Here is a 16,946-nt window from a genome sequence, read left to right as displayed (position 1 = left end):
GCGGGGAACTGTCGTCGGGGCAACAGCACCCACCGGGTGCTGATTCCCCCCGGTTCCCCGCCACGGTGTCCGGAATCGGCGCAAGGTGCCCGCGTACGGCCGTCGGCGCGCCTACGCTCGGGCCGTGCTGCGCATCCTCGACGCCCGAACCGGTGAGTCCGTCTCCGCCGCGCCCGCCCGCCGGGGCCTGACCCGGATCGAGGCCTACGCCTCCGGCATGGACCTGACGGCCCTGCGGGTCCTGCTCACCGCCGATGTCCTCGTCCGCGCCCTGGAACTCGGCGGCACCCCCGTCTGGACGATCCTCACCGCGCCCCACCGGCTCGCCGAACTCCGCGCGGCCGCCACCACCCTGTCCATCCGCCCCTTCGAGGACGGCCGGGACCTGGCGTCGGGCCTGGGGGAGTCCCAGGTCCTGCATGTGACGGGGGAGCGGGACGGGACGCCGGGCGGGGGAACGGTGGTGGCCGTCGCTCCGGTGACCTGGACGGGGGAGCCGCCGGGGCGGGCCGTGACGGCGCCGTCCGACGCTTCGGTTTCCGACGCGGCGCTGGGTGCCCTGCTCTCCGCCGACGCCGACTCCGGCGCCCTCCGCCTGGCCCTCCTCTCCGTCCCGCGCCGCGCGCACGCGTCGCTGGACGCCGAACGGCTGGGTGAGGCCGCGCGGACGCTCGCCCGGTGGCGGCGGGCCGTGGCCGGGTGGGCGCGGCAGCCCTCGCGGCCGGTGCCGGAGGAGGTGCGGACCCGGTTGCGGGCCGCCTGGGAGGACGATCTCGATCTGCCCGGTGTGCTGGCCGTGCTGCGCGATGTGGAGCAGGCCCCGGACATCCCGGACGGCGCCCGTTTCGAGACGTACGCGTACGCCGACCGCCTGCTCGCCCTCGATCTCCCGCGGGACCTCGGGAGCCTCGGGTGATCGAGCGGGCGGGCGCGGGCCCGCTGCGGCGGCTGGTCGTGCTGCGGCACGCCAAGTCCGCCTGGCCGGAGGGGGTCGCGGACCACCGGCGTCCGCTGGCGCCGCGCGGTCTGAGGGACGCCCCGGCCGCCGGCCGCGCGCTCGCCGAGGCCGACTGCCTGCCCGACCTCGCCCTGTGCTCCACCGCCCTGCGGGCCCGCCGCACCTGGGAGCTGGCCTCCGCCCAGTGGGGCACCCCGCCGCCGGTCCGCCATGACCCGAGGCTGTACGGCGCCGCCGTACCGGACCTGCTGGAGGCCGTGCGCGAGACGCCGCGCGAGGTGGAGACCCTGCTGCTGGTCGGGCACAACCCGGGACTGGAGGAACTGGTCCTCGCACTGGCCGGGGACGGTCTCGACGACACCCTCGAGCGGGTGCGCGCCAAGTTCCCGACCTCCGCGATCGCCGTGCTGGCCTGGCGCGGCACCGGCTGGCCGGCCCTCGCCCCGGGCGCGGCCCTGCTGACGTCGTACACCGTGCCGCGCGGGAAGAAGAAGGGGAGGAAGCGGTAGCCCGGAGCGCGCGGCCGGACACCGCGAGCCGGGCCGCGGCGGTGCTCACATAGGCTGGCGGGATGCAGGACGAGTACCGCACAGTCGCCCGCGCGGGCGTGCACGAGACCGAGGTCAACCGCTCCCGCTTCCTGTGCGCCCTCGCCCCGGCGGCCGGCGAACGGGAGGCCCAGGAATTCCTCGCCGCCGTCCGCAAGGAGCACGCCGACGCCACGCACAACTGCTGGGCGTACGTCATCGGCGCCGACGCGGCCGTCCAGAAGGCGAGTGACGACGGCGAACCGGGCGGCACGGCCGGCGTCCCGATGCTGCAGATGCTGCTGCGCCGCGACATGCGGTACGTGGTCGCCGTCGTCACCCGCTACTACGGCGGCGTCAAACTCGGCGCCGGCGGTCTCATCCGGGCCTACGGCGGTGCCGTCGGCGAGGCCCTGGACGCGCTCGGCACGATCACCCGGCGCCGGTTCCGGCTCGCCACGGTGACCGTCGACCACCAGCGCGCGGGCAAGGTCCAGAACGACCTGCGCGCCACCGGACGCGAGGTCCGGGACGTCCGCTACGGCGAGGCCGTCACCATCGAGATCGGTCTGCCGGACGCCGATGTCGACGCGTTCCGCGCCTGGCTGGCCGACGCGACGGCGGGCACGGCCGTCCTCGAACTGGGCGGGGAGGCCTACGGGGACGCGTGACGTTCACCGCCCTCATAACGGAAGTTCAGTCTTAATCGGACATAACGCCCGCCGGTGGGGCGGGTCGTGACGGGCCGATACGGGAGTAACCGCCCGTGATGTCAGACCCGGCCGTTAGTCTCGGGGATCATGAGACTCCTGCACACGTCCGACTGGCACCTGGGCCGGGCCTTCCACCGGGTGAACATGCTCGGCGCCCAGGCCGGGTTCATCGGGCACCTCGTCGACACCGTGCGTGAGCACGCGGTGGACGCGGTGGTCGTGTCCGGTGACGTGTACGACCGCGCGGTGCCCCCGCTCGCCGCGGTCGAGCTCTTCGACGACGCCCTGCACCGCCTCGCGGAGCTCGGGGTGCCCACGGTGATGATCTCCGGCAACCACGACTCGGCCCGCCGCCTCGGCGTCGGCGCCGGTCTCATCGACCGAGCGGGCATCCACCTGCGCACCGAGCCGTCCGCCGTCGGCACCCCGGTGGTGCTGCGGGACGCCCACGGGGACGTCGCCTTCTACGGCCTGCCCTATCTCGAACCCGCCCTGGTGAAGGAGGAGTTCGCGGTGGAGAAGGCGGGCCACGAGGCCGTGCTGGCCGCCGCCATGGAGCGGGTCCGCGCCGACCTCGCCGGCCGCGCGCCGGGCACGCGTTCCGTCGTCCTCGCCCACGCCTTTGTGACCGGCGGCCGGGCCAGCGACAGCGAACGGGACATCACCGTCGGCGGGGTGGCCGCCGTGCCGGCCGGGGTCTTCGACGGCGTCGACTACGTGGCGCTCGGGCACCTGCACGGCTGCCAGACCCTCATCGAGCGCGTGCGCTACTCGGGCTCCCCGCTCGCCTACTCCTTCTCCGAGGCCGGCCACCGCAAGAGCATGTGGCTCGTCGACCTGGCCGCCGACGGCTCCGTCACCGCCGAGCGCCTCGACTGCCCGGTCCCGCGCCCGCTGGCCCGTATCCGGGGCACCCTGGAGGAACTGCTCGCCGACCCCGGCCTCACCCGCCACGAGGACGCCTGGATCGAGGCCACCCTCACCGACCCGGTCCGCCCGGCCGACCCCATGGCCCGCCTCGCCGAGCGCTTCCCGCACACCCTCAGCCTGGTCTTCGCCCCGGACCGGGAGGCCGACGACCCGCGGGTGTCGTACGCCCGGCGGCTCGCCGGCCGCGGCGACCAGGAGATCGCCGAGGACTTCGTCGCCCATGTGCGCGGCGCCGGACCCGACGAGCGGGAGGCGGCCGTGCTCCGCGACGCCTTCGACGCGGCGCGCGCCCACGACGCCGTGCGGGAGGTGGCGCGGTGAGGCTGCACCGGCTCGACATCACCGCCTTCGGGCCCTTCGGCGGCTCCCAGAGCGTCGATTTCGACGCGCTCTCCGCCGCCGGGCTGTTCCTGCTGCACGGCCCCACCGGCGCGGGCAAGACCTCCGTCCTGGACGCCGTCTGCTACGCCCTCTACGGCACCGTGCCCGGCGCCCGGCAGACCGGCCAGGGCATGAACCTGCGCAGCGACCACGCCGAACCCGGCACGCGCACCGGGATCCGCCTCGAACTCACCGTCGCCGGACGGCGGCTGGAGATCACCCGGCAGCCGCCGTGGGAGCGGCCCAAGCTGCGCGGCACCGGCACGACCGTCGACAAGGCGCAGACCTGGCTGCGCGAGTACGACGCCCCGGCCGGCACATGGAAGGACCTCAGCCGCTCCCACCAGGAGATCGGCGAGGAGATCACCCAGCTCCTCGGCATGAGCCGCGAGCAGTTCTGCCAGGTGGTCCTGCTGCCCCAGGGCGACTTCGCGCGCTTCCTGCGCGCCGACGCCGAGGCCCGGGGCCGGCTGCTCGGCCGGCTCTTCGACACCCAGCGCTTCGCCGACGTGGAGAAGCGGCTCGCGGAGCGCCGGCGAGCGAGCGAGGCCCGGGTGCGCGACGGCGACGCCGCGCTGCTCGCCGGCGCCCACCGCATGCAGCAGGAGGCCGGCGACGCCATGGAGCTGCCCGAGCTGAGCCCCGGGGATCCGGGTCTCGCCGAGGCCGTGCTCGAAGCCGCCGCCCTGGCCCGCAGCACCGCGCGCGAGCGCCTCACCGTCGCCCGGTGCCGCCTCACCGCCGCCGAGTCCGCCCACGACGCGGCCCGGCACGCCCTGGACGAGGCACGTGAACTCGCCCGGCTGCAGAGCCGGTTCGCCGAGGCCCGGCAGCGGGCGGAACGCCTCCAGGAGGGGGCCGACGCGCACCTGGAGGCACAGGAACGGATGGCGCGTGCGCGCAAGGCCGAGACGGTGGCGCCCGCGCTGGACCTGCGGAACGCGGCCGAGGACGAGCACCGCGAGGCCGCCGGAATCGAGGCACGCGCGCGTGTCGGCCTGCCCGGCTCGCACGCCGGCGACGGACCCGCGGGCCTCGCGGCCGCCGCCCGCCGGGCCAGCGAGGAACTCGGCGGCCTGGAGTCGGCGCGGCGCGCCGAACGGCGGCTCACCGAGGCCGCCGAGGAGCGGGCCGGTCTCGACCAGCAGGAGCGCGCCGACGAGGACGTGCTGCGCGAGGCCGACGCCTGGCTCGCCGACTGGGACACCACCCGCGCGGCCCTGCGGTCCCGCGTCGAGTCCGCCCAGGAGGCGGCCACCCGTGCCGAACAGCTCGCCGTCCGGCGCGAACCCGCGCAGCGGTGCCTCGCCGCGGCCCGCACCCGGGACGAACTCGCCTCCGAGCTGGAGCGGGCCCGGGACCGGGCACTGGCCTCACGGCAGCAGGCCGGGGACGCCCGCGCCCACTGGCTCGACCTCAAGGAACAGCGCCTCAACGGCATCGCCGCCGAGCTGGCCGCGCAGCTCACCGACGGCGAGCCCTGCGCCGTCTGCGGAGCCACCGAGCATCCCGCGCCCGCCGGCAAGGTCGCCGGACATGTCGACCGCGAGACCGAGGAGCGCGCCCTCACCGACTCCCGGCGGGCCGAGGAGCGGCACGCCGAGGACGAGCGGCGCCTCGGCGCCGTCCGCGAGGCGCTGGCCGCCGCCACCGCCGAGGCCGGCGACACGCCCACGGAGCGGCTCGCCGCCGAGGCCGACGACCTGGAGCGCGAGCACACGAGTGCCCGCCGGGACGCCTCCGTCCTGCACGCCGCCCACGAGGAGCTGCGCCGGGCCGAGCAGGAGCGCGAGCGGCGCCTCGACGAGCGCCAGCGGGCCGCCGTACGCACCGCCGCACGCCTGACCCGGCGCGAGGTCCTGGAACGCGAACAGGCCGCCCTGGAAAAGGAGTTGATCCAGGCGCGCGGGTCCGCCTCCAGCGTGTCCGCCCGGGCCGCTGAGCTGGAGCGGCTGACGGCCCGGCTGACCGAGGCCGCCGACGCCGCCCGCGCGGCCGAGGACGCCGCCCAGCGGCTCAAGGACGCCGACGCCCGCCTCGCCGACGCCGCCTACCGCGCCGGCTTCGAGACCCCTCGTGCCGCGGCCGCCGCCCTCCTCGACGACGCGGCCCACCGCCAACTCCAGCACCGCCTGGACGCCCGGCAGACCGAGGAAGCGGCGGTACGCGCCGTGCTGGCCGAGGCCGGCACCGCTGCCGCCGCCCAACAGCCCCCCGCCGACCCGGACGCCGCGGAGCGGACGGCGGCCGAGGCGGCACGGCGGCTGCGCGAGGCGGCCTCCGCACGGGACGCGGCGGACCGCCGCCGCACTGAACTGGACCGGCTCTCCGCCCGTGCCGCCGAGGGGGTGCGCCGGCTCGCGCCCCTGCGCGAGGAGTACGACCGGGTGGCCCGCCTGGCCGCGCTCACCGCGGGCACCTCCGCCGACAACGAACGCCGGATGCGTCTGGAGTCGTACGTGCTCGCGGCCCGCCTGGAGCAGGTAGCCGCCGCCGCGACCGTGCGCCTGCACCGCATGTCCTCCGGCCGCTACACCCTGGTCCACTCCGACGACCGCACCGGACGCGGCCGCAGCGGCCTCGGCCTGCACGTCGTCGACGCGTGGACCGGCCGCGAGCGCGACACCGCCACCTTGTCCGGCGGTGAGACCTTCTTCGCCTCCCTGGCCCTCGCCCTCGGCCTCGCCGACGTCGTCACCGACGAGGCGGGCGGCGTCCGGCTGGACACGCTCTTCATCGACGAGGGCTTCGGCAGCCTGGACGACCAGACCCTCGACGAGGTCCTGGACGTCCTGGACACGCTCCGCGAACGGGACCGCAGCGTGGGCATCGTCAGCCACGTCGCCGACCTGCGCCGCCGCGTCCACGCCCAACTCGAGGTGGTGAAGGGCAGATCGGGGTCCTCGCTGCGGCAGCGCGGCGGCTGACCCGGTCAGCGGCCGAGCGGACGCCGGGGGAGCGGAGAGGAGTACACCACGCTCGTGGTCACCGAGCCCAGCCCGCCGATCCTTCCGGAGATCTCCTCCAGATGCGGCATCGACCGCGCGGCCACCTTGATGACGAAGCAGTCGTCACCGGTCACGTGATGGGCCTCCAGGATCTCCGGCGTCGCCGCCACCAGGTCGTGGAACGGCTTGTAGTTGCCGTGCGGGTAGCGGAGCCGGACGAAGGCGAGGATCGGCAGTCCGAGCCGCTCGGGGTCGACGACCGCCGCGTACCCCTGGATCACGCCGGCCTCTTCCAGCCGGCGCACCCGCTCGGTGACGGCGCTCGGTGACATCGAGACGGCCCGCGCCAGCTCCGCGTAGCTGGCCCGGCCCTCGCGCTGCAGGACGTCCAGGATGCGCCAGTCGGTGGCGTCCGGGGAATACACGGTCATGCCGGATGGATAGCAGGGAAAACACCGGCCGATCAAGCGGAACCCCGGGGATCGTGCCTTCGCCGGAGGAGCGCGCGGCCATAGATTGCTGGCATGATCACCGACACCGCGAACCCCGTCCTGCGCGTCGCCCCCGCCACCCCGGCCGAGGCCGCCGCCCACTTCCGGGCCTCGCTGGCCTTCCACGCCGACGTCTCCGACGTCGCCGCCGCACTCGCGGCCGGCGGCGACCCCGGCTTCGTCCTGGTCGACTCCCGCTCCGCCGAGGCCTGGGACCAGGGGCACATCCCCGGCGCCGTCCACCTGCCCACCGCGCTCGTCCCCGAGCAGGCGGAACGACTCCTCGACAAGGCCGTGCCCGTGGTGACGTACTGCTGGGGCCCCGGCTGCAACGGCGCCACCCGCGCCGCCCTCGCACTCGCCGAACTCGGCTACCGGGTCAAGGAGATGCTCGGCGGTTTCGAGTACTGGGCGCGGGAGGGCCTCCCCTACGAGACCTGGCAGGGCGGAGCCCGGCGCGACACCGACCCGCTGACCGCGCCGGCCGAAGGCGAATGCGGCTGCTGATTCCGGCGGGTGATCGCCGTGCGTGTAGGTTCTGCCCATGTCTCGAAACGCGGATCCAGGCGCACTGCAATGGGTGGAGTCGGGCGGAGGGCCCCTGATAGCCGTGCCGGAGACGGTCCTGCCGTTCTGGGCGGGCGCCGACAGCGAGGAGTTCGCCACCGACTACGACCGCGCGTGCGAGGTGGACGGCTACGCAGGCCTGCTCCCGGTCGGCGACAGCGCGGCCCTCGTCCTCGGCGACGAACCCGCCGCCACCGCCTACCTGCCCGGTGAGGGCGTCTTCGTGCGCTGGTCCGCCGCGCACTCCGAGCGCGAACTGCTCGCCCATGTCCCCGCCGCGCTCGGCACGGCGGTGTGGGAACCCGAGGTCCGCTGGCAGGTGCCCGGTCCGGTCGTGCTGTTCGACGCCGCCCGGCCGGGCGGGGCGGTGGACCGCGCGGCGCACCTGCGCGTCCCGCTGGCGCCGGGCCCGTACGCGGTCGCCGCCGCCTGTGCCCAGCCGGGCCCGGAGACCTGGCTGGGCCTGGTCCGGCTCAGACCGCTCGCCCCCTGACCCGGCAGGCCACGGGTCAGCGCCGGTCGTCGAAGGCGATCCGCAGGTGGCGCGGGCCGCGCAGCACGGCGTTCTGCCGGTAGGGCGGCGGATCCTCGACCAGACGGGGGTTGTCCAGCCGCCGGGCCAGTTCGGACAGCGCGATCTGTGTCTCCAGACGGGCCAGCGGAGCGCCGAAGCAGCTGTGGATGCCGCTGCCGAACCCGAGGTGCTGGATGTCGCCGCGGTCCGGGTCGAACCGCTCGGGGTCCTTGAACCGCTCCGGGTCCCGGTTGCCCGCGGCGAGCATCAGCCAGATCCGCGAGCCCTTGGGGATGGTCACCCCGCGTACCTCGATGTCGGCGATGCAGGTGCGCTGCGGCACGATCTGCACCGGCGGCTCGTACCGCAGCAACTCCTCCACGATGTTGGCCGCGAGGCCCGGGTCGTCCCGCAGCCGCCGCAGGACGTCCGGGTGGCGCAGCAGGGTGAGCATGCCGTTGGTGATGAGGTTGACCGTCGTCTCGTGACCGGCGATCAACAGCAGCACCGCGGTGCTCATCACCTCCATCATCGTCATCGCGCCTTCCGGTCCGCGGGTGTCCGCGAGGTCGGACAGCATGTCGTCCTGCGGATCCTTGGTGCGCTGCTCGACCAGCCCGGCCAGGTACATGCCGAGCTGCATCCGGGCCTCCTGCGCCGTCTTCACGAACTCCTCGTCCGCGCTCTCGCGTGTCTCGGGGTCCAGGCTGGCGACGAGCGGATCGACCCACGAACGGAAGCGCGGCTCGTCCTCGCGGGGCACGCCCAGCAGCCGGCAGATGACGGTGACCGGGAACGGGTAGGCGAACTGGTCCACCAGGTCGATCTCGCGCGCCTCGCCGAAGCCGTCGATCAGCCCGCCGACGATCTCGTGCAGCTCACCCCGCATGGACTCGATCCGGCGCGGCTTGTGGGGCGGCCCGAAGGCGCTGTTGGCGATCCGCCGCAGCCGGTCGTGCTCGGGCGGGTCGAGCCGGAGGAAGGACGGGGGCAGTCCGGTGCTCTGCGCCTCGGCCAGCTCGTCCCCGGCAGCGGCCAGGTTGGCGGCGTCGGAGCTGATCCGCGGGTCGTGGAGCAGGCCCTCGATGTCCCAGTACGAGCTGATGACGTACGGGCCGTCCTCCTCCTCGTGCAGCACCGGAGTCCTGCGGAGCTCCTCGTAGAGCGGATACGGGTCGGCGCGGTTGGCGAAGTCGGTGATCCGGCGGAACAGGGAGGCCTGCGTCATGACAAGTCCTTGGGGCGTGGGGGCCACGGCGGCGTTCAGGGGTGGGCCGGGGTGAACACCAGCTGCTGGTCGGCCGGTGAGTAGCCGCTCAGGGTCACGGTGGGGCCGTGCGTCGGCAGGGAGGGGTCGGGGAAGTCGGCGTCGAGGGGCTGGCGGCCCTCGGGGCGCCGGTCCACCGTCGCGTACTCCACCGGGAACGGCGCGCCCCGCTCGATCTGCCGCTGGTAGAACTCCAGCCAGCGGGTGTTGTCGAAGCTGACGGCGGCGACCACCCGGCCCTTGTGGCCGTAGACGCCGACGAACCGGCGCTCGGCCAGTGAACCCTGCGTGATCATGATCTGGTCGCCCATGGGAGGCACGCCGACGGACTTGATGTTCACCCGGAACTGCGAGGACCAGAAGGCCGGCATCCACAGGTGCGGGCGCCGGTCGGCGCCCCGGCAGATCATGTTGTGCGCGGCGGTCTCCGCCTGGGCGACGGCGTTGCCCCAGTGTTCGAGGGAGAGGAACTGGTAGCCGAACAGCGCGTGCGGCGACCGTGCGACATCACCCGCGACGAACACGTCGTCGGTGACGATGCCCCGGAAGTCGAAGGCCCGGCAGCCGGCGTCGCAGGCGATACCCCGCGGTCCCGCGCCGAGTCCCGACCCGGTCAGCCACTCGGTGTTGCGCAGCGAACCGAGCGAGACCACCACGACATCCGTCTCGACTTTGCCCCCGTCGGACAGATGGACGGCACGCACCCGGCCGGCCGGGTCGCCCTCCAGCGCGGTGACCGTGACACCGGTGCGCAGGTCCACGCCGTTCTCGGTCTGCAGCTCGGCGGCGACGGCGCCGATCACCCCGCCGAGCGCACCCACCAGCGGGGCTCCGGCCCGCTCCGCCAGGGTGACGGCGAGGCCCATCTCCCGGCACGCCGAGGCGACCTCACAGCCGGCGAACCCGGCGCCGATGATGAACACCCGGCGCGCCGACCTCAGCCGCTGCAGCAGCCGGGCCGCGTCGTCGCGGGTGCGCAGCAGGAAGACGCCGTCCAGGCGGCCCTCCTCCTCCTTGAACCACGGCCGGGCCCGCACTCCGGTGGCGATCAGCAGCCGGTCGTACTCCACCTCGTCCCCGTCGGCCAGCCGCACCCGCTTCGCGGACAGATCGAGACCGGTCGCCGCCACGCCGAGCCGCCACTTGGCGTCGATCTCCCGGCGGTGGGGCAGGTCGGTGCGGTGCGGGGACGCCTTGCCCAGCAGCACCGCCTTGGACAGCGGCGGCCGGTCGTACGGCTCGTACGGCTCGTCACCGATCATCGTCAGCGAACCGGTGAACCCCTCCGCACGCAGCGTCTCGGCGGCCCGCAGTCCGGCCAGCGAGGCGCCGACGATCACGATCCGGCCCTCGCGCCGGAGCCCGTCCACGTGGTCAGCGGCCATCGGACGCACCACCCACGGACGCGGCCCCACCGCCGGCCGGGCCGTCCAGGCCGTCGGCGGTGATCGCCTGGACCGGACAGGCGGCGACCGCCCGGGCCAGCTGCTCGCGCTGTCCCTCGTCCGCCCGGGGGTTGTAGACCAGCGACTCCTCGCCATGCATGGCGAAGGCGTCGGGCGCCAGGAACGCGCACTGCGCGTACCCCTGGCACTTGTTGAGATCGACGACGAGCCGCATCGATGCTCCTGCCCTTCCGGTGGCCAGGTCCGGTGCTCACCACCCGCCCAGTGCGGGCACTTCCGGACGGCGGTCATGTCCCGCTGGCCAGCATGGAAGCCGTGCGGGGGCGCCGCGCGCCGGGCGGGCCGTTCGGGTGAGCGGCCCCGGACGGCACGGCGGTCCGGCCGTCGCCATGTCACGCGGCGGCGGGAGCAGGGGGCCTTGTGCGCCGGCTGCCGAGGATGTACAGGCTCAGCACCAGCGACCATGCGGGGAAGGCCAGTTCCGCCCAGGGGACGTTCGACGAGACGAACAGCAGCGTGAACGCGGTGAGGACACCGAGGACCATGAGCCAGCGCGGCAGGACCCCGAGCCGGTGCCCGATCACCGACAGGGAGGACACGAAGACGGCCGCCATGCGCATCGCGTAGCCGGTCAGCAGGGAGTAGGCGAGATCGCGGCCGAGGTCCCACGCGGCCATGTCGGGAGTGCCCCCGGAGGACCGGCCGATCTCCAGCACGGCGGCGGCCGCCGCGGCGCCGCCGAACATCGTGGCGGTGAAGACCAGCCCGCTGCCGAGCAGCACCGTGGCGAGGAACCTGTCCTCCACCTCACCCACATGAGCCCGTACGGCACCGAGGAACCACAGGAAGAAGATCCCGGCGAACGGGATCAGGTCGAGCGCCCACTGCACCGCGTCCCGCTGCCCGGAGTCGGCGGCCGCCTGCGCGGTGACCGCCTCGGCCCCTTCCGGAATGGCCAGCCTGACCAGCACGATCGCCGCCGCCAGCAGCACCGCGAACACCACTCCCGCCAGCCCGGCGGCCCGCGCCGTCTCCAGCGCCTTCTGCCTCGGTCCCACGTCCCGCATGCCGGCCCGCCTCCCGTCGCACAGCCCGGGCACCAGCAAGCGGCCTCACCGCGGCCCGCGCCACCGGGGACGTCCGTACGGCCGAGCCGGCCGCACGGGACGTGACCGGTGTCCGCGGGCGGGCCGGCGGGCTCCGGAAGCGGGGTTGCGGACGGGAGGCGGGTGCGGGTCAGAGCCGGGAGAGTTCGTCCAGCAGGTCGTCCAGGCCCAGGGATCCCTGGGACAGGGCGGCCATGTGCCAGGCCTTCAGGTCGAAGGCGTCACCGTGCCGAGCACGGGCGTTCTCACGGCCCAGCAGCCAGGCACGCTCGCCGAGCTTGTAGCCGATCGCCTGGCCCGGGATCGTCAGGTACCGGGTCAGCTCGCTCTCCACGAAGTCCGCCGGACGACTGCTGTGGGAGCCGAAGAACTCCTGCGCCAGCTCCGGGGTCCAGCGCTCACCGGGGTGGAACGGCGAGTCCGCCGGGATCTCCAGCTCCAGGTGCATGCCGATGTCGACGATCACCCGGGCCGCGCGCATCATCTGCGCGTCCAGGTAGCCGAGCCGCTCCTCCGGGTCCGTCAGATAGCCCAGTTCGTCCATCAGCCGCTCCGCGTACAGGGCCCAGCCCTCCGCGTTGGCGCTGACGCCGCCGACCGTGGCCTGGTAGCGGGAGAGGTCCTTCGCCACGTGCGCCCACTGCGCGAGCTGCAGATGGTGCCCGGGCACGCCCTCGTGGTACCAGGTCGACACCAGGTCGTACACCGGGAACCGGGTCAGGCCCATGGTCGGCAGCCAGGTCCGGCCGGGACGTGAGAAGTCCTCCGACGGAGCGGTGTAGTACGGGGCGGCGGCACCGCCGGGCGGGGCGATGTGCGACTCCACCTTCCGCACCCGCTCGGCGAGTTCGAAGTGCGTGCCGTCCAGGTCCGCGATGGCCCGGTCCATCAGGCCCTGAAGCCACTCGCGGACCTCGTCGACGCCCTCGATGTGCCGGCCGTGCTCGTCCAGGTGCGCCAGCGCCACCCACGGCGTCCCGGCGCCGGGCAGGATCTTCTCCGCCTCCTGCTTCATCTCGCCGAGGATGCGGTGGAACTCCGACCAGCCGTACGCGTACGCCTCGTCCAGGTCCAGGTCGGTGCCGTTGAAGTAGCGGGCCCAGCGGGCGTACCGCTCGCGGCCCACCGTGTTCGGTGCTCCCTCGACGGCCGGCGCGTACACGTCCCGCATCCAGTCCCGCAGCCCGGCCAGCGCGGCCGTCGCCGTGCGGGCCGCCTCGTCCAGCTCCGCGCGCAGCGCGTCCGGACCGGCCGCGGCGAAGTCCTCGTACCAGCCGCGTCCCTTGCCGTCGGTGTCCGTCCACTCGGAGAGCTGCCCGATGTACGTCGCGGTCGGCCGGGGCGCCGCGTACAGCTTGCGCTCCAGGCCCAGCTCCAGGGACTCCCGGTAGCCCGCGACCGCGGCCGGTACCGCGCGCAGCCGCTGCGCGATCGCCGCCCAGTCCTCCTCGGTCTGCGCCGGCATCACCGTGAACACCTCCCGCACCGAGTGCCCGGGCGTGCTCATGTTGCCGACCGCGCGCAGGTGCTCGTCGGCCTCGTGCACGGCCAGCTCGGCGGTCAGCCGCTCCCGCAGCAGCCGGCCGCAGCGGCGCTCCACGTCACTGTCCGCACCGGGCTGCCGCTCGGCCTCGTCGAGCCGCGCGAGCGTCGTCCGCATCAGCTCCGCCAGGGCCTCCTGGCCGGCCGGGGAGTAGTCGGGCAGTTCGGCCGAACTCTCCCTCACACCGAGGTAGGTACCGGTGACCGGGTCGAGGGCGATGAGGTCGTCCACGTATGCGTCGGCGACCTGACGGGGCAGCGGGATCTGGATCTCAGACATGGCGCCCATCCTCATACGCGGACAGTCCCTGCGTCACCCGTGCATCCCGGATTCAGCCGGGGGCAGAAGCGGCCCGCAGTCCCACTGCTGGAAGATCAGCCGGGTCTCCACCCGGGCCACCTCCCGCCGCGCGGTGAACCCGTCCAGCACCAGCCGCTGCAGATCGGCCATGTCCGCCACGGCCACGTGCACCAGGTAGTCGTCGGGACCGGTCAGATGGAACACCGTCCGCGACTCCGGCAGCGCGCGGATCCGCTCCACGAACGGCCCCACCAGCTCCCGGCGGTGCGGCCGCACCTGTACCAGCAGCAGTGCCTCCAGGCCGCGTCCCAGCCTGGCCGGGTCGAGGCGCAGTTGGTGGCCGAGGATCACGCCCGCGCGGCGCAGCCGGGTCACCCGGTCCAGACAGGTCGACGGCGCCACCCCCACCTGGGCGGCGAGATCGCGGTAGGTGGTCCGGGCGTCGTTCTGCAGCAGCCGCAGCAGATGAAGATCCACCGGATCCAGTGCGACAGATTCGGCCATGCGCCGAACGTAGCACGGTGTCTCGACCCCGGGGCCCGTCCGGTGTTCAACCTTCCGCCCATGGACACATCGAGCACCGGTGCCTACGACGCCGTACGCACCGCATCGAGAGCACTGGCCACCGAGGCCGTGCACGCCGGCCGCGACGACCTCGCCCGCCAGGGGCTGCACGCCCCGCCGATCGACCTGTCCACCACCTACCCCTCCTTCGACAGCCGGGGCGAGGCAGCCCGCATCGACGCCTTCGCCACCGACGGCGCCGACCCCGACGGCCCGCCGATCTACGGCCGCCTCGGCAATCCGACCGTGGCCCGTTTCGAGACCGCCCTCGCCCGGCTGGAGGGCACCGAGTCGGCCGTCGCCTTCGCCAGCGGCATGGCCGCGCTCAGCGCGGTCCTCCTGGCGCGGTCCGCGTCGGATCTGCGTCATGTGGTCGCCGTGCGCCCGCTGTACGGGTGCAGCGACCACCTGCTGACCGCCGGGCTCCTCGGCACCGAGGTCACCTGGACCGACCCGGCCGGGATCGCCGACGCGCTGCGCCCCGACACCGGACTGGTGATGGTCGAGTCACCGGCCAACCCGACCCTCGCCGAGGTCGACCTGCGGGCCGTTGCCCACTCCTGCGGTTCGGTCCCGCTGCTGGCCGACAACACCTTCGCCACGCCGGTGCTGCAGCGTCCCGCCGAACACGGCGCTCGCCTGGTGCTGCACAGCGCCACCAAGTACCTCGGCGGCCACGGTGACGTCCTCGCCGGTGTGGTGGCCTGCGATGAGGAGTTCGCCGGGCAGCTCCGGCAGATACGTTTCGCCACCGGTGGTGTCCTGCATCCGCTGGCCGGCTACCTGCTGCTCAGGGGCCTGTCCACGCTGCCCGTGCGGGTCCGGGCCGCCTCCGCGAGCGCCGCCGAACTGGCGGGCCGGCTCGCCGCCGACCCCCGGGTGGCCCGTGTCCACTACCCGAAGCTGGGCGGCGCGATGGTCGCCTTCGAGGTGCACGGCGACCCGCACGAGGTGATCGCCCGGGTCGGTCTGATCACCCCGGCGGTCAGCCTCGGCAGCGTCGACACCCTCATCCAGCACCCCGCGTCCATCAGCCACCGCATCGTCGACGCCGACGACCGGCGCGGCGCCGGGGTCGGCGACCGGCTGCTGCGCATGTCCGTGGGCCTGGAGGACGTCGACGACCTGTGGGCGGACCTGGACCGGGCGCTGGGGGAGCGGACGCGCACGCCGGTCTCGCTGCGGGACGCCGCCCCCCTCCACGAGACCGTGGGCTGAACGGGCCCGCACCGACGACGGCGGCCCGGGACGGGGGCCCCGGGCCGCCGTTCCCGACGCGGCCTCAGTCGCGGCGGGCCGCCTCGCCGAGCCGTCCCCCGCGGCCCTCGTGCGACGCCCGGGCGGCGGCGACGACAGCGCTGTCCAGACGTGCCGTGACGACCAGGGTGCCCTCCTCGATCTGGTAGTCGAGGGGCAGCCCGAGGCCGCGCATCGCCGCGACCATCCCGGTGTTGGAGGCCTGCGTCACGGCGTACACGCTCTCGCAGCCCGCCTCCACCGCCATCGCCACCAGTCGGCCGAGGAGTTCGGCGCCGATGCCGCGCCGCTGCCAGGTGTCCTCGACGAGCAGCGCGACCTCGGTCTCGTCGCCGTCCCACAGCAGGTGGCCGAGGCCGACGATGCGCCCGGAGGCGGTCTGCGCGGCCAGCGTCCGGCCGAAGCGGGGGCTGAGCAGGTGGTTCAGATAGCGGTCGGCGTCCCCGGCCGGCCCGTGGTAGCGCAGGCCGAGGGTGCGCCGCGAGCACCGCTCGTGCATGTCCCTGGCCGCCGCGAGATCGCCGGTGTCCACCCGGCGCACGGTGATGTCTGCGCCCTCGGGCAGCGTGAGCACGTCGTGGCCGTCCGGGATCCGCGGACCGAGCCGCCTGTCCAGCTCCACCAGCGCCCTGGCCCGCGCGAACTCGGCCGGGGTGAACGGCAGATACGCCCGCTCCACGGTGAGCACGCCACCCTCGGGCGCCCGCAGCCGCATGACGGTGTCCTCCAGGACCCCCTCAGCGGGCACCGGCTCCGGCCCGCGGCCCCCGCCGAAGGGCGTGGCGGGCAGCGAGCGGATCGTGCACCGGCCCAGCAACTGCCTGAGTGCCAGCGGGAGTTCCGCCGTGTCCAGCGCGGTGCGCGCCGCGAGGGCCAGAACCCGGGTCGGGGCGTCCACCAGGTCGTGGGCGTCGGCCCGCTCGATCCAGGTGGACGTGCCGCCGGCCAGCGACACCGTCCGGGTGAGCTCGGTCGCCGTGAGCGCCTCGGGCGCCCGCAGCAGGAACTCGTCCACGGTGCCCTCGGCCAGCGGGTGCGTCTGCAGGCTCAGGATGTCGACCCGCTGTCCGGCCAGCGCCGCGCACAGCGCGGCCAGCGAGCCGGGCTCGTCCCGCACGGTGGTCCGCATCCGCCACAGCGCGCTCGCCCGGGCCGTGTCCGGTGCCGACTCGTCCGGATCCTGCGCGGGCCCGGCCGGCCGCACCTCGGCGGCCGGCCGGGCACCGGTATCCCCGGCCGGCGGCGCATGCCCGTGGTGGCGTGCCCACCACGTGTGGAAGCCTGCCGTCGCGGCCAGCACGACCGCCGAGATCACCAGCAGCGCGGGACCGTCGGGGCCGTGTCCGATCAGGTTGGCCACGCCGTCCGCCACCGCCACCGCGGTGAACAGGGCGGCGAGTTCGACGAGGTCCCGCCGCCAGTGGTGCACGGGCCGGCCGTGCTTCGTCCGGGTCACTCGAGACATGTCTGAAGT

Annotated in this window: 16 protein-coding genes; 8 read left to right on the top strand and 8 right to left on the bottom strand. The window is 74.5% G+C overall.

The features are described 5' to 3' along the window. Nucleotides 1–124: 124 nt before the first annotated feature. The 5 genes from AB0924_RS18970 to AB0924_RS18950 all read left to right on the top strand — a co-directional run bounded on the left by AB0924_RS18970 (nt 125) and on the right by AB0924_RS18950 (nt 6,436). A complete protein-coding gene (locus tag AB0924_RS18970) occupies nt 125–916 on the top strand; it encodes a hypothetical protein (protein WP_358929989.1) in 792 nt (263 codons plus the stop codon). After that, nucleotides 913–1,467, top strand: coding sequence for a histidine phosphatase family protein (locus tag AB0924_RS18965; protein WP_358929991.1), 555 nt, complete (start codon nt 913–915; stop codon nt 1,465–1,467). Before AB0924_RS18970 ends, AB0924_RS18965 begins: the two co-directional genes overlap by 4 nt. Before the next feature lie 62 nt (nt 1,468–1,529). After that, nucleotides 1,530–2,156: a YigZ family protein gene (locus AB0924_RS18960; protein WP_358929993.1), complete on the top strand. Its 627-nt coding sequence runs from the start codon at nt 1,530–1,532 to the stop codon at nt 2,154–2,156. A 129-nt stretch (nt 2,157–2,285) separates the two neighbouring features. Next, complete coding sequence (locus tag AB0924_RS18955; RefSeq protein ID WP_358929995.1) at nt 2,286–3,449, top strand: exonuclease SbcCD subunit D; 1,164 nt, start codon at nt 2,286–2,288, stop codon at nt 3,447–3,449. Further along, a complete protein-coding gene (locus AB0924_RS18950; RefSeq protein ID WP_366911983.1) occupies nt 3,446–6,436 on the top strand; it encodes an SMC family ATPase in 2,991 nt (996 codons plus the stop codon). The genes AB0924_RS18955 and AB0924_RS18950 overlap by 4 nt, the downstream gene beginning before the upstream one ends. Before the next feature lie 5 nt (nt 6,437–6,441). On the opposite strand, the gene AB0924_RS18945 is transcribed toward AB0924_RS18950, so the two are convergent. After that, nucleotides 6,442–6,888 carry a winged helix-turn-helix transcriptional regulator gene (locus AB0924_RS18945; protein WP_199209682.1) on the bottom strand — a complete coding sequence of 149 codons (447 nt, stop codon included), beginning with the start codon at nt 6,886–6,888 and terminating at the stop codon, nt 6,442–6,444. A 93-nt stretch (nt 6,889–6,981) separates the two neighbouring features. Between AB0924_RS18945 and AB0924_RS18940 the strand changes: the two genes are divergently transcribed. Together AB0924_RS18940 and AB0924_RS18935 are read left to right on the top strand one after the other, a co-directional pair. Beyond that, nucleotides 6,982–7,455, top strand: a complete 474-nt coding sequence (locus AB0924_RS18940) for a rhodanese-like domain-containing protein (RefSeq protein WP_358930000.1) — start codon at nt 6,982–6,984, stop codon at nt 7,453–7,455. A 37-nt stretch (nt 7,456–7,492) separates the two neighbouring features. Then, complete coding sequence (locus AB0924_RS18935) at nt 7,493–8,008, top strand: immunity 21 family protein (RefSeq protein ID WP_366911981.1); 516 nt, start codon at nt 7,493–7,495, stop codon at nt 8,006–8,008. Nucleotides 8,009–8,024: 16 nt separating this feature from the next. On the opposite strand, the gene AB0924_RS18930 is transcribed toward AB0924_RS18935, so the two are convergent. The 6 genes from AB0924_RS18930 to AB0924_RS18905 form a co-directional block, all read right to left on the bottom strand. Next, complete coding sequence (locus tag AB0924_RS18930) at nt 8,025–9,257, bottom strand: cytochrome P450 (protein ID WP_366911980.1); 1,233 nt, start codon at nt 9,255–9,257, stop codon at nt 8,025–8,027. Nucleotides 9,258–9,292: 35 nt separating this feature from the next. Further along, nucleotides 9,293–10,681: an FAD/NAD(P)-binding oxidoreductase gene (locus AB0924_RS18925; protein WP_366911979.1), complete on the bottom strand. Its 1,389-nt coding sequence runs from the start codon at nt 10,679–10,681 to the stop codon at nt 9,293–9,295. Next, nucleotides 10,671–10,916, bottom strand: a complete 246-nt coding sequence (locus AB0924_RS18920) for a ferredoxin (RefSeq protein WP_366911978.1) — start codon at nt 10,914–10,916, stop codon at nt 10,671–10,673. Before AB0924_RS18920 ends, AB0924_RS18925 begins: the two co-directional genes overlap by 11 nt. Before the next feature lie 178 nt (nt 10,917–11,094). Then, the gene (locus AB0924_RS18915) at nt 11,095–11,769 is read right to left on the bottom strand and encodes a hypothetical protein (protein WP_358930011.1); all 675 of its coding nucleotides are present in this window, start codon (nt 11,767–11,769) and stop codon (nt 11,095–11,097) included. 169 nt (nt 11,770–11,938) lie between these two features. Beyond that, entirely contained in the window at nt 11,939–13,630 is a 1,692-nt protein-coding gene (locus AB0924_RS18910) for a DUF885 domain-containing protein (protein ID WP_358930013.1), read from the bottom strand. 33 nt (nt 13,631–13,663) lie between these two features. Beyond that, nucleotides 13,664–14,155: an Lrp/AsnC family transcriptional regulator gene (locus AB0924_RS18905; protein WP_358930015.1), complete on the bottom strand. Its 492-nt coding sequence runs from the start codon at nt 14,153–14,155 to the stop codon at nt 13,664–13,666. A gap of 60 nt (nt 14,156–14,215) precedes the next feature. Here AB0924_RS18905 and AB0924_RS18900 point away from each other — a divergent pair, with 60 nt between their 5' ends. Continuing rightward, the gene (locus AB0924_RS18900) at nt 14,216–15,433 is read left to right on the top strand and encodes a PLP-dependent transferase (RefSeq protein ID WP_358930017.1); all 1,218 of its coding nucleotides are present in this window, start codon (nt 14,216–14,218) and stop codon (nt 15,431–15,433) included. A gap of 64 nt (nt 15,434–15,497) precedes the next feature. Here AB0924_RS18900 and AB0924_RS18895 read toward each other — a convergent pair whose 3' ends face one another. Further along, complete coding sequence (locus AB0924_RS18895) at nt 15,498–16,937, bottom strand: GNAT family N-acetyltransferase (protein ID WP_358930019.1); 1,440 nt, start codon at nt 16,935–16,937, stop codon at nt 15,498–15,500. Between the last annotated feature and the right edge of the window lie 9 nt (nt 16,938–16,946).

The organism is Streptomyces sp. NPDC047869, from assembly GCF_040704065.1.
Classification (GTDB): Bacteria; Actinomycetota; Actinomycetes; order Streptomycetales; family Streptomycetaceae; genus Streptomyces.
This window is presented reverse-complemented; position numbering and strand designations above follow the sequence as displayed.